Annotated in this window: 11 protein-coding genes and 7 tRNA genes; 15 read left to right on the top strand and 3 right to left on the bottom strand. The window is 49.2% G+C overall.

What is annotated here, in order from left to right; all coding sequences use genetic code 11:
• Nucleotides 1-103: 103 nt before the first annotated feature.
• The 8 genes from ACQ5DJ_RS15830 to ACQ5DJ_RS15795 all read left to right on the top strand — a co-directional run bounded on the left by ACQ5DJ_RS15830 (nucleotide 104) and on the right by ACQ5DJ_RS15795 (nucleotide 3,774).
• A tRNA-Ser gene (locus tag ACQ5DJ_RS15830) sits at nucleotides 104-194 on the top strand.
• Nucleotides 195-204: 10 nt separating this feature from the next.
• Nucleotides 205-281 (top strand) — tRNA-Met (locus ACQ5DJ_RS15825).
• Between the two features lie 17 nt (nucleotides 282-298).
• Nucleotides 299-374, top strand: a tRNA-His gene (locus tag ACQ5DJ_RS15820).
• A 9-nt stretch (nucleotides 375-383) separates the two neighbouring features.
• Nucleotides 384-457 (top strand) — tRNA-Cys (locus ACQ5DJ_RS15815).
• A gap of 5 nt (nucleotides 458-462) precedes the next feature.
• Nucleotides 463-539, top strand: a tRNA-Arg gene (locus ACQ5DJ_RS15810).
• A 472-nt stretch (nucleotides 540-1,011) separates the two neighbouring features.
• Nucleotides 1,012-1,096 (top strand) — tRNA-Leu (locus ACQ5DJ_RS15805).
• A 298-nt stretch (nucleotides 1,097-1,394) separates the two neighbouring features.
• Nucleotides 1,395-2,633 (top strand): glycosyltransferase family 2 protein, encoded by a 1,239-nt coding sequence (locus tag ACQ5DJ_RS15800; protein ID WP_429843301.1) that lies wholly within the window; start codon nucleotides 1,395-1,397, stop codon nucleotides 2,631-2,633.
• A gap of 172 nt (nucleotides 2,634-2,805) precedes the next feature.
• Complete coding sequence (locus ACQ5DJ_RS15795) at nucleotides 2,806-3,774, top strand: TIGR01212 family radical SAM protein (RefSeq protein WP_429843300.1); 969 nt, start codon at nucleotides 2,806-2,808, stop codon at nucleotides 3,772-3,774.
• A 48-nt stretch (nucleotides 3,775-3,822) separates the two neighbouring features.
• Here the strand turns inward: ACQ5DJ_RS15795 and ACQ5DJ_RS15790 are convergent, their stop codons facing one another.
• Together ACQ5DJ_RS15790 and ACQ5DJ_RS15785 are read right to left on the bottom strand one after the other, a co-directional pair.
• A complete protein-coding gene (locus tag ACQ5DJ_RS15790) occupies nucleotides 3,823-4,551 on the bottom strand; it encodes a glycerophosphodiester phosphodiesterase (protein WP_429843299.1) in 729 nt (242 codons plus the stop codon).
• Nucleotides 4,552-4,647: 96 nt separating this feature from the next.
• Nucleotides 4,648-4,767: a YjcZ family sporulation protein gene (locus ACQ5DJ_RS15785; RefSeq protein ID WP_162630236.1), complete on the bottom strand. Its 120-nt coding sequence runs from the start codon at nucleotides 4,765-4,767 to the stop codon at nucleotides 4,648-4,650.
• A 143-nt stretch (nucleotides 4,768-4,910) separates the two neighbouring features.
• Between ACQ5DJ_RS15785 and ablB the strand changes: the two genes are divergently transcribed.
• Nucleotides 4,911-5,765 (top strand): putative beta-lysine N-acetyltransferase, encoded by an 855-nt coding sequence (ablB, locus tag ACQ5DJ_RS15780; protein WP_429843298.1) that lies wholly within the window; start codon nucleotides 4,911-4,913, stop codon nucleotides 5,763-5,765.
• A 4-nt stretch (nucleotides 5,766-5,769) separates the two neighbouring features.
• Here the strand turns inward: ablB and ACQ5DJ_RS15775 are convergent, their stop codons facing one another.
• Nucleotides 5,770-7,314 carry a PucR family transcriptional regulator gene (locus ACQ5DJ_RS15775; protein WP_429843297.1) on the bottom strand — a complete coding sequence of 515 codons (1,545 nt, stop codon included), beginning with the start codon at nucleotides 7,312-7,314 and terminating at the stop codon, nucleotides 5,770-5,772.
• Nucleotides 7,315-7,469: 155 nt separating this feature from the next.
• Here ACQ5DJ_RS15775 and ACQ5DJ_RS15770 point away from each other — a divergent pair, with 155 nt between their 5' ends.
• The 6 genes from ACQ5DJ_RS15770 (at nucleotide 7,470) to ACQ5DJ_RS15745 (ending at nucleotide 13,176) form a co-directional block, all read left to right on the top strand.
• Nucleotides 7,470-8,822 carry an aspartate aminotransferase family protein gene (locus ACQ5DJ_RS15770; protein ID WP_429843296.1) on the top strand — a complete coding sequence of 451 codons (1,353 nt, stop codon included), beginning with the start codon at nucleotides 7,470-7,472 and terminating at the stop codon, nucleotides 8,820-8,822.
• 16 nt (nucleotides 8,823-8,838) lie between these two features.
• A complete protein-coding gene (locus ACQ5DJ_RS15765; protein WP_048032315.1) occupies nucleotides 8,839-9,531 on the top strand; it encodes a 3-oxoacid CoA-transferase subunit A in 693 nt (230 codons plus the stop codon).
• Nucleotides 9,513-10,190 (top strand): 3-oxoacid CoA-transferase subunit B, encoded by a 678-nt coding sequence (locus tag ACQ5DJ_RS15760; RefSeq protein WP_106838896.1) that lies wholly within the window; start codon nucleotides 9,513-9,515, stop codon nucleotides 10,188-10,190. The genes ACQ5DJ_RS15765 and ACQ5DJ_RS15760 overlap by 19 nt, the downstream gene beginning before the upstream one ends.
• Nucleotides 10,191-10,223: 33 nt before the next feature.
• Nucleotides 10,224-11,504, top strand: a complete 1,281-nt coding sequence (locus ACQ5DJ_RS15755) for a peptidase (RefSeq protein WP_429843295.1) — start codon at nucleotides 10,224-10,226, stop codon at nucleotides 11,502-11,504.
• Nucleotides 11,505-11,602: 98 nt separating this feature from the next.
• Entirely contained in the window at nucleotides 11,603-13,021 is a 1,419-nt protein-coding gene (locus ACQ5DJ_RS15750; RefSeq protein WP_429843294.1) for an aldehyde dehydrogenase family protein, read from the top strand.
• Nucleotides 13,022-13,087: 66 nt separating this feature from the next.
• Nucleotides 13,088-13,176, top strand: a tRNA-Ser gene (locus ACQ5DJ_RS15745).
• Nucleotides 13,177-13,324 lie beyond the last annotated feature (148 nt).

Here is a 13,324-nt window from a genome sequence, read left to right as displayed (position 1 = left end):
AAGCGCGGTAACGCGTGGAGCTGACGAATACTAATCGGTCGAGGACTTATCCACAAACTCTTAGCAATCATGCATATCTAGTTTTGAAGGTGCATATAATCACGGAGAGTTACCCAAGAGGCCGAAGGGGACGGTTTGCTAAACCGTTAGTATGCGCAAGCGTAGCGAGGGTTCGAATCCCTCACTCTCCGCCATTTTTATTTTGGCGGCGTAGCTCAGCTGGTTAGAGCGTTCGGTTCATACCCGAAAGGTCGGGGGTTCGATTCCCTCCACCGCTACCAAACTACATAAAAATATGGCGGTCGTGGCGAAGGGGTTAACGCACCGGATTGTGGCTCCGGCACTCGTGGGTTCAAGTCCCATCGATCGCCCCATTACAACATGGGAGTATAGCCAAGGGGTAAGGCACGGGTCTGCAAAACCCTTATCCCCGGTTCAAATCCGGGTACTCCCTCCATTTTAGTCCCAGTAGCTCAGCAGGATAGAGCAACGGCCTTCTAAGCCGTCGGTCGGGAGTTCGAATCTCTCCTGGGACGCCACGCCTTTTTAAAAGATAGCCTCCTTAGGACGTTGTGGCGTCCGCAGGAGGTTTTTTTCGTAGAAGATAACGCGTCTTTCAGGATACAAACAGAAGCAAGTGATAAGACATATGGCTTATTTCAAAAAAATAGTTAAAAAACTTTCATCCCAAAATGGAAATATTTTGTCTGATTTATCGTAAATTATGTAAAAAAATCACAGAATATGGCTCCTTTCTATTCGGAAAATGTGACGAAACGATGATATTTTTGTAGAGAGGTGTTCGCATTCTTCCGAAATTTTTACGACAAGTAACTTTCTTTTTCGACAAACGTATCTACTAGAAGACTGAGCCATAAAAACGATAGTTTGGCAGGAAAAATATGGACTCCATCCAGTTGAAAACGATATTGACTTGCGAAAATTGATTGTGTATACTCAAAAACGTACTTCGTGTCAACAGAAAAACACGAGTAAAATCAGCATTTATAGGCGGTCGTGGTGGAATTGGCAGACACACCATCTTGAGGGGGTGGCGGGGCGACCCGTGCGAGTTCGAGTCTCGCCGACCGCACCAATCCCGGAAACAATCAGGAAGAAATGGAAACGAGTGTTTGTATTTTTCTAAATAAATGGAGCCTTTTTCGACAAGGGCTTTTTTTTCTGCCAACTGCCAAGCACTGTCGAATAGAAAGAGAAAAAGGTGGGAAAGGTGATAGCAGTGCCTTATTTTTTCCCACTTTTGGGTCATTGCTTATGAATCGCATTTGATGTAAACTGCCAATTGAGAGAAAAACAATAGAGAAATGTTGGAAAAACAACACTACCTAAATTCAGATCAGACCCAATCTGGTTTAGGTCGAGGAGAAGAACCCATGAGTGTAATTAGAGAGATCATTGAGGGATTATTCATCGGATTTACTTCTGCGGTGGGTGTAATCGGCACATACCAAACACTGGTTTCTTGTGCAGGCCTGTTCCGTAAAAAAGAGCAAGTAACATCTGAGCCGCAAAAGACGTTTGCTGTGCTCGTGGCAGCTCACAATGAGAGCGCCGTAGTTGCTCCGCTTATTGAAAACCTGAAAAAACTCGACTATCCGCGTGAAATGTACGACATCTTCGTCATTTGCGACAACTGTACAGATAACACGGCAGAAATTAGTCGGGCGCATGGTGCAATTGCATGTGAGCGTTTTGACACATCCAAGCGTGGGAAAGGCTACGGCATCGAATGGATGCTGGAGAACCTCTGGGCAAGACCTAAGCAGTATGACGCTGTCGTCATGTTTGATGCTGACAACTTGGTTGAGAAAAACTTCCTGAAAGTAATGAATGACCGTCTCTGCAAAGGGGCGCGTGTGATTCAAGGCTACCTCGACTCCAAGAACCCGTTTGATTCCTGGATTACGCTGTCCTATGCGGTTACCTACTGGTTTACAAACCGAATGTGGCAGCTGGCTCGTCACAATTTGGGACTGCCGAATACTTTGGGCGGAACTGGCTTGTGCATTGAGAGCAACCTGCTCAAAGAAATGGGCTGGGGAGCAACCAGTCTCACGGAAGACCTGGAATTCGCAACACGTTGTATTGAGCGCGGTATTTACCCGACATGGGCACATGACACCAAGGTTTGGGATGAAAAACCGATTGATTTAAAATCGTCGATGCGCCAGCGTTTGCGTTGGATGCAAGGGCACTACGATGTGGCAGGACGCTACATCCGCGCTGTCTTGTTTAATGGTTTGAAGTCGAGAAAGCTGGGAATGCTTGATGCAGCCTTCTACCTCTTCCAACCGATGTACGTGCTGATGGTGACAATGATGTCGGTATTGTTCCTGGCAAGATTTTTTGATATTGGTACGCTGACAACGGTATCTACCATCTTGCCTACATGGCTGGTATACGGTTCTACGGCAGTGTTCTACCTGTTGCCGATCTTGGCCCTCTATTTGGATAAAGTTCCGTGGAAGGGGTATTTCGGACTCCTCTTGCTACCGTTCTTTTTCCTGACCTGGCTTCCGATTATGTTTTACGCGTTCTTTACGAAGAAAAACCAAGAGTGGAGTCATACCTCCCACACACGCGCGATTCGTATCGAGGAGATCCAGCAATAGTGACGTAAACAAGCAAAAACCACAGGGGGAATATTCTCCTGTGGTTTTCCTATTATCTTAAAGTAGCGAGACCGTTGCCGAATTTGGTATAATGACGTGATTAAGTAGCGTTCGTCAACGGGATTAAGGCACCAGCGCCAGACGTAGCGGTGCCCATAGGAGGAAAACAGCAATGAAGCTCGCGACAGATATTCACAACAACGACGTCCCATTGTTGTGGGGCGATAAACGATACCATACATGGAATTATCATTTAAGAGGGACTTTTCACGAAAAGATTTTTAAGGTTCCATTGGATGGCGGCTTTAGTTGTCCGAATCGAGATGGAAAAGTAGCGACAGGCGGCTGCACGTTCTGTAGCGCGAGGGGATCTGGAGATTTCGCTGGTGACCGCAGAATGGACCTGGAAAGACAGTTTCATGATGTGAAAAACCGGATGCACGAGAAATGGCCACAAGCCAAGTATTTGGGCTTCTTCCAAGCGTACACGAATACGTATGCACCTGTAGAGGAGCTACGGGAGATGTACGAAGTCATTCTCCAACAAGAAGGTGTAGTCGGACTCTCCATTGCCACACGTCCTGACTGCCTGCCTGACGACGTCGTAGAGTATTTGGCTGAATTGAATGAGCGCACATATTTGTGGGTGGAACTCGGTCTACAGACAGTCCATGAGCACACAGCCCAGTTAATTAATCGAGCGCACGATTATCAATGCTACGTGGATGCTGTAGAGAGATTGCGCAAGCACAACATCCGTGTATGCTCACATATCATCTACGGATTGCCAGGAGAGAGCCACGAAGAGATGATGCAGACGGCAGATGCTGTGGCACATCTGGATGTGCAGGGGATCAAGATACACCTGTTGCATCTGCTGCGCAAAACGCCGATGGTGAAGCAATATGAAGCAGGGCTCTTGGAATTCCTGTCACAGGAAGAGTACACAAAGCTCGTTGTGGATACATTGGAAATTTTACCTCCAGAGATGATCGTCCATCGAATCACAGGGGACGGACCACCTGATCTCTTGATTGGACCGATGTGGAGTCGCAAAAAGTGGGAAGTTCTGAATGGTATTGATGCAGAACTGAAAGCGCGGAATAGCTGGCAAGGAAAGTTTTTCGAGCCACGTACGTAAATGTCGCAGCAACAAAAAGGGAGCCTTTTTAAGGGCTCCCTTTCTTTTTTATAGATTGCGAATCAGATTTCTCGCACGCTTCGGGTAGTTGGTGATCAGACCATCTACACCACAGTCAATGGCTCGTTGGATTTGCCGACCACTGTTCACCGTCCAACTCAATACTTCAAAATGATGCTCCTTTGCTTGTTTGACCAGGTCTTCCGTCAATTGATCATAAGGGACATGCAATTGATCAGTTCGATAGTTGCGGGCTACTTCCCAGGGCTTGACGAGTGGTCCAACATATAAAAGTCCCGTCTTTTGCGTGGCATCCAATTGCTTGATTCGTAAAAGGCTGTCGAAGTTAAACGTTGAAATGATGGTTCGCTTCGTTAGCTGATAACGCCTGATTTGTTCGATGACGAGCTCCTCTAAGTGGGGTTGATCGAGGAAGAAATTTTTCATCTCGATGATGATGCGCAGTGGTGTGTCGACAAACGTCTGGAATACCTCCTGCAAGGTTGGAATGTGGGCTTTTGGTACTCGCATAGACGAGTCTTTATCCGCACGTAGCTGACGCAGTTCACGCAATGTGTATTGGCGCACCAAACCGGTACCATTGGTCGTGCGTTCCAGGCTATGGTCATGAATGACAACCAGCTTATTATCACTGCTGAGCTGGACGTCCAATTCGATCCCATTGGCTTTTCGTCGGACGGCTGCTTGAAACGATTCCATCGTATTTTCCGGAAACAGGCCGGAAGCGCCACGATGGGCATAGATAAGTGGGGGCACGAGGGCTTCCTCCCTTCTCGAGCGTGTGATTCCCTAATACCATGATATGTAAAAGGCCCCTCGATACGACCTGACATGAGAGGCATCTCCAGAAGTCTATCCGATTACGACGAGTACAATGACCAAAAGGACAAAGAGGACAAGGATCAGGGCAAAATTGTTATTGCAGCTCACAAAAAACACCCTCCTTCTCGCACATGAAGCATCTACTTTCATGGTATGAAGAACGAGTAAATATGACCCAACAGAATGCCCACCTTGTGTTTTTTTGTGCATGAGGAACGCTTTTTTATACAGATTGGCAGATGACGGCTTTCCTTGTTTTGCTACAATGAGAGGAGAAGTACTGTAGGGGGAGGATGAAGTCCGTGATAAATGTTGTAGGCGCACAGGACGCTGGCGACCTGATCATTGATCGACAAAATCGCCGGGTAAAGCTGCACGTATATGAGCCATCACAAATCGAGCAGTGGGATCGGGTCATGAAGAAGCTTGCCGAAGAGTCAGAGGCAACAAAAGTGATTGTGTACGGGAAGAAACAAGATGTTCCGCAATGGCAATCCCTGGGTTACGAGCTGGAGGGAACCATCGATGGTTTTTTTCAAGGGGAAAACGCACAGATGCTCACCTACTATCTGACAAAAGAGCGGGCCACCTCTGGTGCAGCGAAGCTTGCCGAGGAAATTCTTACGCTGAGCCTGTCACGAGCGGGGGGGACGATAGAGAAAACATTACCCGAGGGATACCACCTGCGTGAAGCAACGGAGGCAGACACGAAGGAATTGGCGTGTTTGTATGGACTGGTATTCGCGACGTATCCTACACCGATGAACGATCCGTCCTACATTCGCAAAACCATGCAAGAAGGAACCATCTACTATGTCGTTGAAATTGAAGGCAAGATCGCATGTGCTGCGTCAGCTGAAGTATCCGAACGATTTGGTTCAGCGGAAATGACGGATTGCGCAACTGATCCAGACCATGCGGGGAAAGGTCTCCTCCAACCGCTGTTTATCGCGCTGGAACAAAGGATGGAGGAGGCGGGGATTTACTTTTTGTACACCTTGACCCGGGCACAATCTGCAGGAATGAATGTGACGGCTGCCAAAATGGGCTATGCATACCGCGGACGGCTAATTAACAATTGCACGATTTTTTCAGGCTATGAAGACATGAATATATGGGTAAAGCCACTTCGCCCGACGAGGGAATAACAGGCTACCTGTTTGTAGGATACAACTGCTGTTGCAGACGACGGGCCATCAGGGCCAACTGAAGCTGCCAGCGTTGATGAGCATCCTCCAGGCGGTAGCCTGTTTTTTCTTCAATCTGGGTCAACCGGTACTTGAGCGTATGTCGATGGATATACAAGGCTTGCGAGGTCTGTAGACCGTTTCCATTTTGGGCCAAATATACTTCAAGCGTATCGAGAAGCTGTTGATTGTACTTCGTATCATAGCGAATTAATGGTTCCAGCAAGGGATTCCATAGGCGGAGCAAGCTTTCTTTTTCACGATGGTACGGAAACAAAAATTGATAGCCCTGCATATCCCGGTATCGCAAAATTTGCGGGGATTGGGTCAACAGCGGGTACGCTTGTAGAGCAAACATCGCTTCTTCGGAGGCACTGACGACGTTTGGCAATTGCTCACAGGGATTGCTCAAGGCGATCTGTAGGTCATGTGAAGGGTGCAACCCTCTCCAGCGGGAAGTGAGCTGTTCCAGCAAGCGCAGGCTCGTCTGATCATCCGGCAAAATAAACAAGAGACAATGTGGCCGCTCGCGCAACAAGTAAGAGCGCTGATGACGATCGCTAAGCCTCCGCATCAACGTAATGACACTTTGGTGCATGTCTCCGAGCATTGTCTGATCGGCTACCTCTACGCGAACAGCGACACAGAGATGATGTCCAGCAAGCGGGTACCCTAGCATGCGACAACGGCTCTCTAGCTCCGTATGGGTCATCTGCTGCCCGTTTAGCAACTCCTCCACAAAATCCCCTTTTAAACGCCATTCCGTTGCGGCTACTGCCCTTTCCTTTACATATTCGAGTGCACATAAGGTAGAGGCATGCTGTAGAGCGACGTCATCGAGCTCTTTCCAGGTGTGCTCGGGCTTCGTTAAGGTCAACGTGCCAAAATGCTCTCGGTTGGCGCGAATCGGTACACGATGAGCGATTTCCTGGGACTGCTCATGCGGCAGTGTTTCCGAACTGCCATGCTGTGTGACTTCGAAGCCTAATGCATCGATGAGTGACACGACACCTCCGGTAAGTGCAGCGAGCTCGCCAGCGATGGCGGGAAGGCCTCCTTTGGACAGGGCAGCGTCAATCATACGATTGTGAATCGCGGAGGAATAGGCCAGCGTTTCAAATTGCCGATTCATGATCGGCTGCAAGATGGCTTTGGTTATGGTTGAAAAGTTAATCTCCGTGGGAATTTCAATCAATGGAAGTTGGTAGTGATCCGCCAAAGTTAGAAACGTCTCGGGAATTTCTCGTAAATAAAAGCCTGTATGAATCGCAACGCCACTCAGCTTTTGCTTCGCCAACGAAGGAATAAATGAAGCGAGCTTTTCTGTATGCTCAGCCAGCCCAAAGCCGGTTGTAATCAAAAATTCACCTTCCTGCAAGCGACTCGTATCCTCCAGCACCTCGACAATAGTCACCCAACGAATCGGATTGTCCAGTCCGCCTGCTCCTGCGATCAGCCTAGTGTGAACCATGTCCGGCAGTTGTAGTGCTTCTCTTATCGTGATGGTCATCAGGCATCTCCTCCAAAAGCCTCGGTAAAGATTCTCTTATACAAAATGTACAAAAGATTTTGTCTCTTTGCCATGTTTTTTGCCAGCACGTAGGATGGCTCTTGCGTTCTGGTCAGCTAGGATAGAGGTAGAGAATAAGCGAGGTGGCGACGAAAATGACGAAAAGCTATGTAATCAAGCCTGAATTAGGCAAAGAGTATCCAGTTATTTCCCACGGAAAAGGCATCTATCTTTACGATCAAGAGGGGAATCGTTACATCGACGGTTCTAGTGGAGCGGTGACGGCAAGCATTGGTCATGGTGTAGACGAAGTGGCTGAGGCGATGTATGCGCAAGCCAAGGAGGTTTCCTTCGTATACCGCTCACATTTTAGTAGCGATGCTGTGGAGAAGCTGGCAGCAAAGCTGGCTGAGTGGGCACCAGGCTCACTGAACTGGACGTTTTTTGTCAGCAGCGGTTCGGAAGCAACAGAGACTGCACAAAAAATCGCGATTCAATACTGGCAGGAAAAAGGAAGACCAACGAAAAACCGGATTATCTCCCGCTGGATGAGCTATCACGGGATTACAATGGGTGCACTATCGATGTCTGGACACGTTTTGCGCAGAAAGCGGTTCACCTCATTATTGGCTGACTATCCGGCGATTACAGGACCATATCCGTATCGCAAACCTGAAGACATGTCCCTCGAATCGTACGCGCTTGCGTGTGCAAACGAGCTGGAGACCGCGATTTTGCGAGTCGGACCTGAGCAGGTAGCTGCATTTATCGCAGAGCCTGTCATTGGGGCCTCTGGTGGGGCTGTTGTGCCGCCAGATGGTTACTTCCAACGTATTCGCGAGATTTGCGACAAGTATGAGGTTCTGTTTATCGCAGACGAAGTGATGACAGGGGTAGGTCGCACGGGGAAAACGTTTGGAATCGACCATTGGGGCGTCGTACCTGACCTGATGGCATTGGGCAAAGGGATGAGTGCCGGTTACACGCCTATGGCTGCTACGATTGTCTCGGACGAAATCATTGAGACTATTACAAAAGGCAGCGGCTCGATTATGGCAGGACATACGTATAGCGCCAATCCACAATCTGCTGCTGTTTCTCTGGCTGTCCTCGACTATGTGGAGAAGCATCAGTTAGTCGACAAAGCAGCAGAACAAGGTGCCTATTTGCTTGCCCGTTTAAAAGAACTGGCTAACGAACTCCCGTTGATCGGAGATGCACGTGGTCTTGGCATGTTGTGCGCGTTGGAATTTGTGAAAAACAAGCAGACAAAAGAACCGTTTGCTCTTTCTCAAGGTGTAGGCGGGAAGGTCATTGAAAAAGCATTTGAAAAAGGCTTGCTTATTTATCCTGCAATGGGCGGAATCGAAGGGGTGGCAGGAGACGCTGTCATCATCTCACCTCCACTGACCATTACTACGGAGCAAATCGATGAGCTGATATCTCTGCTGAAAGAAGCGGTGGTAGCTGTTCAGCAAGAGCTCCAAGACAAGGCACTGATCGGATAGAGAAGGAGGAACGAGAATGACAAACCGATTTGAAAAGGTCGTCTCCCTGTCCGAAGCGCTCACCCATTTTCGCGATGGGATGACGCTGTTGGCAGGGGGGTTCGGTGGGGTAGGCAACCCGCCCACGTTGATCCAGGGGATTTTGGATAGGGGCGTGCGTGATCTGACACTGATCAGTAATGATACTGCTTTCCCGCATATCGGAATTGGCAAGTTGGTGACCGAAAAGCGCGTGAAAAAAGTCATTGCTTCACACATTGGGTCAAATCCGAACGCAGGGGCCCAAATGACGGCTGGAGAGCTGGAAGTAGAGTTCTGCCCGCAGGGGATACTTGCAGAGCGTGTACGGGCAGGTGGAGTCGGTCTGGGAGGCATTCTATCGGATGTCGGCATCGGGACGATCGCAGAAAAAGGGAAGCAGAAGGTTGTTCTGGATGGAAAGGAATATCTGTTGGAGACACCGCTTACTGCTGAAGTGGCTATCGTACATGCGAAAAAAGCGGATCGCTTTGGTAATTTGGTGTTTGATACAAGTGCACGCAATTTCAATCCGTTAGTGGCGATGGCGGGTGACATAACTATCGTGGAAGCGGATGAGATTGTAGAGGTAGGCATGATTGACCCGGAAGAAATCGTCACCCCGGGCGTTTTCGTGAACTTTATCGTCCAAAGTGAAGGGGTGAACTGGCAATGGGCATGGGAGAAGTAAAAGAAACAGAGAGCTATCGTGAACGTATTGCCCGCCGCGCAGCATTGGAAGTAGAAGACGGCATGATTATTAATCTGGGAATCGGCATTCCAACCTTGGTTGCGGATTTTATCCCAGCTGACAAACGGGTCATGTTTCACGCGGAGAATGGCATTCTCGGTACAGGACCAAGCCCTGCGAAAGGCGAGGAGAACGCTATGCTTTGCAATGCGGGCGGTTTTCCTGTCACGCTCGCAACAGGGGCAGCCTTTTTTGACAGTGCGACTGCTTTTGCCATCATCCGCCGTGGACTATTGGACATGACGATTTTAGGAGTTCTGGAAGTAAGCCAAAATGGTGACATTGCCAACTGGATCGTTCCAGGCAAACGCGTCCCTGGCATGGGAGGAGCTATGGAGCTGGCACAAAAGGCCAAGAAGGTCATGGTTGTGACCACGCATCTGGATAAAAACGGACGTTCGAAAATCGTTCGCGAATGCTCACTGCCGTTAACCGCGACAAAAGCAGCGGATTTGATCATCACGGACATGGCAGTAATGGAGGTCATGCCGGATGGGTTGTATCTGCGAGAAGTCATGTATCCGTACAGTGTCGCTGATGTGATTGGAGCAACGGAAGCCGAACTCAAGATGGACGGAGAGGTTGGTGTTTTCCGCTAAGCAAAGACAAAAACCATGGAACGGGGGAAAAACATGGCAAACTGGCAGGTGCTTATTCGGGAGCAATTGGAAAAAGATCGCGAGGCCGCTGTTCAACTGCTACAGCAATGGGTAAAAAGCCCGAGCGTACAAGGCGAAGAGCAATCCATCCAGCAAAGCATTGCAGAGCTTTTGGGGCAGATGGGGCTGGACGTTGACTTATGGGTCATGGAAGGCGAAGAGCTGGTGTCACATCCGTATTTTGTCTCCCCGCGCAAAACGTTTGAAGGCAGCCCGAATGTCGTCGGTGTGTGGAAGGGGCAAGGAGATGGGCGTTCCATCATTCTAAACGGACACGTGGATGTAGTGCCTGAGGGCGATCTGGCACAGTGGAGCGATGATCCGTTTAGCGGGAAGGTTGAGGACGGCAAACTTTACGGACGCGGAGCAACAGACATGAAGGGTGGAAACTTATCTTCACTGTTGGCGATCCAGGTTCTACAGAAGTTGGATGTGCAGCTGAAAGGCGATGTCATTTTTCAGAGCGTCGTAGAAGAAGAAAGCGGCGGTGCAGGAACATTGGCGACAATCATTCGCGGGTACAAAGCGGATGCTGCCCTGATTCCAGAGCCGACCAATATGAAAATTTTCCCGAAGCAACAAGGATCCATGTGGTTCAGATTGACCGTCAAAGGGCGTTCTGCTCACGGAGGGACCCGCTACGAGGGAGTCAGTGCCATCGAAAAGAGTATGCTCGTCGTTCAAGCAATTGGTCAATTGGAAAAAGAGCGTAACGATCGACTCGACGATCCGCTCTACGCCAAGCTGCCCATTCCGATCCCGATTAATCTGGGGGTAATTGAGGGTGGCAAGTGGCCTTCTTCTGTAGCTGATCTCGTCAAGCTGGAAGGAAGGATGGGTGTTGCCCCAGGAGAGCAGATGGACGATGCCAAAGCGGAAATGGCGGCAGCGCTCAAAAAGCTGGCAGAGGTTGACCCGTGGTTTGCAGAACAGCCCGTTGAGCTGGAGTGGTTCGGAGCTCGTTGGGTTCCGGGAGCAGTGGAGTTAGATCATCCGTTGATGGAAATTCTGCAAGCGCAGTTTAATGCTGTGACAGGAGATCGTGCCATTGTGGAAGCATCGCCTTGGGGAACAGATGGCGGTTTGTTGACTGCTTTGGCTAATACCCCAGCGATTGTTGTCGGACCTGGTGTCACACAGGTTGCACACTACCCGAATGAATACATCGTTTTGGATGAGGTATTCCGTTGTGCTGAGATATTTGCACTTACACTACTGGAATGGTGTGGTGTAGCTGAAAGTGTGAAAGAGTAAAAGGGATATCTAAATATTTCAAAATCAAGACAGGAAGGTACGCGTATGAGGGAGAATGATTGGAAGGTCAACTCCAATCAATGAGAGTGGGGATACCAATGAAAAAGACGTGCTTTATCGGGGGAGAGTGGGTGCCAGCCACTGCTCATGCACCGTTACTCTCTCCATGTACGTGTCAAGAGATTGCACTAATTTCACAAGCAGACTCATCATTGGTTGAAAAAGCAATTGCTGCGGCCCACGAAGCGACAGCCGTCATGCGGCGCCTTCCTGCCTATCAACGTGCCTTCCTGCTTGAAAAAATCTCGATTCTGATGAATGAACGTTTGGAGGAAGCGGCGCGGATCATCGCAATAGAAGCGGGAAAACCAATCAAAACAGCCCGTGGTGAAGTGATTCGAACCATTCAGACATATAAGTTCGCGGCAGAGGAAGCCAAACGCCTCCACGGAGAAACCGTACCACTCGATGCAGCTATAGGCGGAGAGGGACGCCTGGCTTATACCGTGCGTGAACCACTGGGAGTCATCGGGGCCATTACACCCTTTAATTTTCCCATGAATCTCGTTGCTCATAAGGTCGGACCTGCTCTCGCTGCTGGCAATACTGTTGTTCTCAAGCCTGCATCGCAGACACCGCTTAGCGCATTGTTTCTCGCAGAGCTCGCAGAGCAAGCTGGAGTGCCTGCAGGAGCCCTAAATGTGATCACAGGTAGTGGTGCGAGTATTGGTGATAAAATCGTATCTGACCCGAGAGTCAGGGCGGTGACGTTTACAGGGAGCCCAAGTGTGGGGCTGGATATACGCAATCGAGCGGGCATGAAAAGAGTCACGCTCGAGCTGGGATCGAATTCGGCAGTGCTCGTTGATCGTGATGTGCGACTGGATGAAGTGATACCCCGATGCGTTTTTGGCGCCTTCGCCTACTCTGGGCAGGTATGTATCTCTGTGCAAAGAATTTATGTGGTCAAAGAGATCTATCATGATTTCGTCCAACGATTTGTTGAACAAACACGAGCGCTTCGCGGTGGGGATTCGCTCTCTGAGGACGCGGACTATTCCGCTATGATCAATCCACGCGAAACAGAACGTGCGATGGAGTGGATTCATGAGGCGCTTCAGCAGGGGGCACATTTGAAGTGTGGGGGACAGATCGTGGATCGGATGCTCCAACCTACGGTGTTGACGGGTGTTCCGGCAGATGCAAAAGTATCTTGTCAGGAAGTATTTGGTCCTGTCGTTCTGATTAATCCAGTGGAGTCCGTCCGGCAAGGCATTACGTTGGTCAATGATTCCCGCTATGGATTACAGGCTGGTGTCTATACCAACAATCTGTCGTTGGCTCTAGAAGCGGCAGAAGAGCTGCGTGTTGGCGGAGTAATGGTGAATGATATTCCGACTTTTCGCGTGGACCATATGCCCTACGGTGGCGTAAAGGAAAGCGGACTTGGTCGGGAAGGGGTCAAATACGCGATAGAAGAAATGACGGAATTAAAATTCGTTGCCATCAAGCGATAAAGGAAACGAATACGGGCTCTTGCAAAAAATAGTAGAGCTGTGATATAGTAAGTATTGTTGAAATACGGAGGGATACCGAAGTGGTCATAACGGGGCGGTCTTGAAAACCGTTAGAGTGCAAGCTCACGCGGGTTCGAATCCTGCTCCCTCCGCCATAACTACAAATGAACCGACTCCAGTTGAGAAGCTGGGGTCTTTTTTATTGTCGAGAGCTTTGAGTGTAAGTTGTCGTTTCTTTTTTGTTAAAATATCAGAAAATATAGAAAATTACTATATAATGGAGATGAGACTATAAATGATGGG

Source organism: Brevibacillus sp. FIR094 (genome assembly GCF_050477165.1).
Taxonomy (GTDB): domain Bacteria; phylum Bacillota; class Bacilli; order Brevibacillales; family Brevibacillaceae; genus Brevibacillus.
The sequence above is the reverse complement of the archived record's forward strand: the minus strand, read 5'-3'. Positions and strand labels throughout refer to the sequence as shown.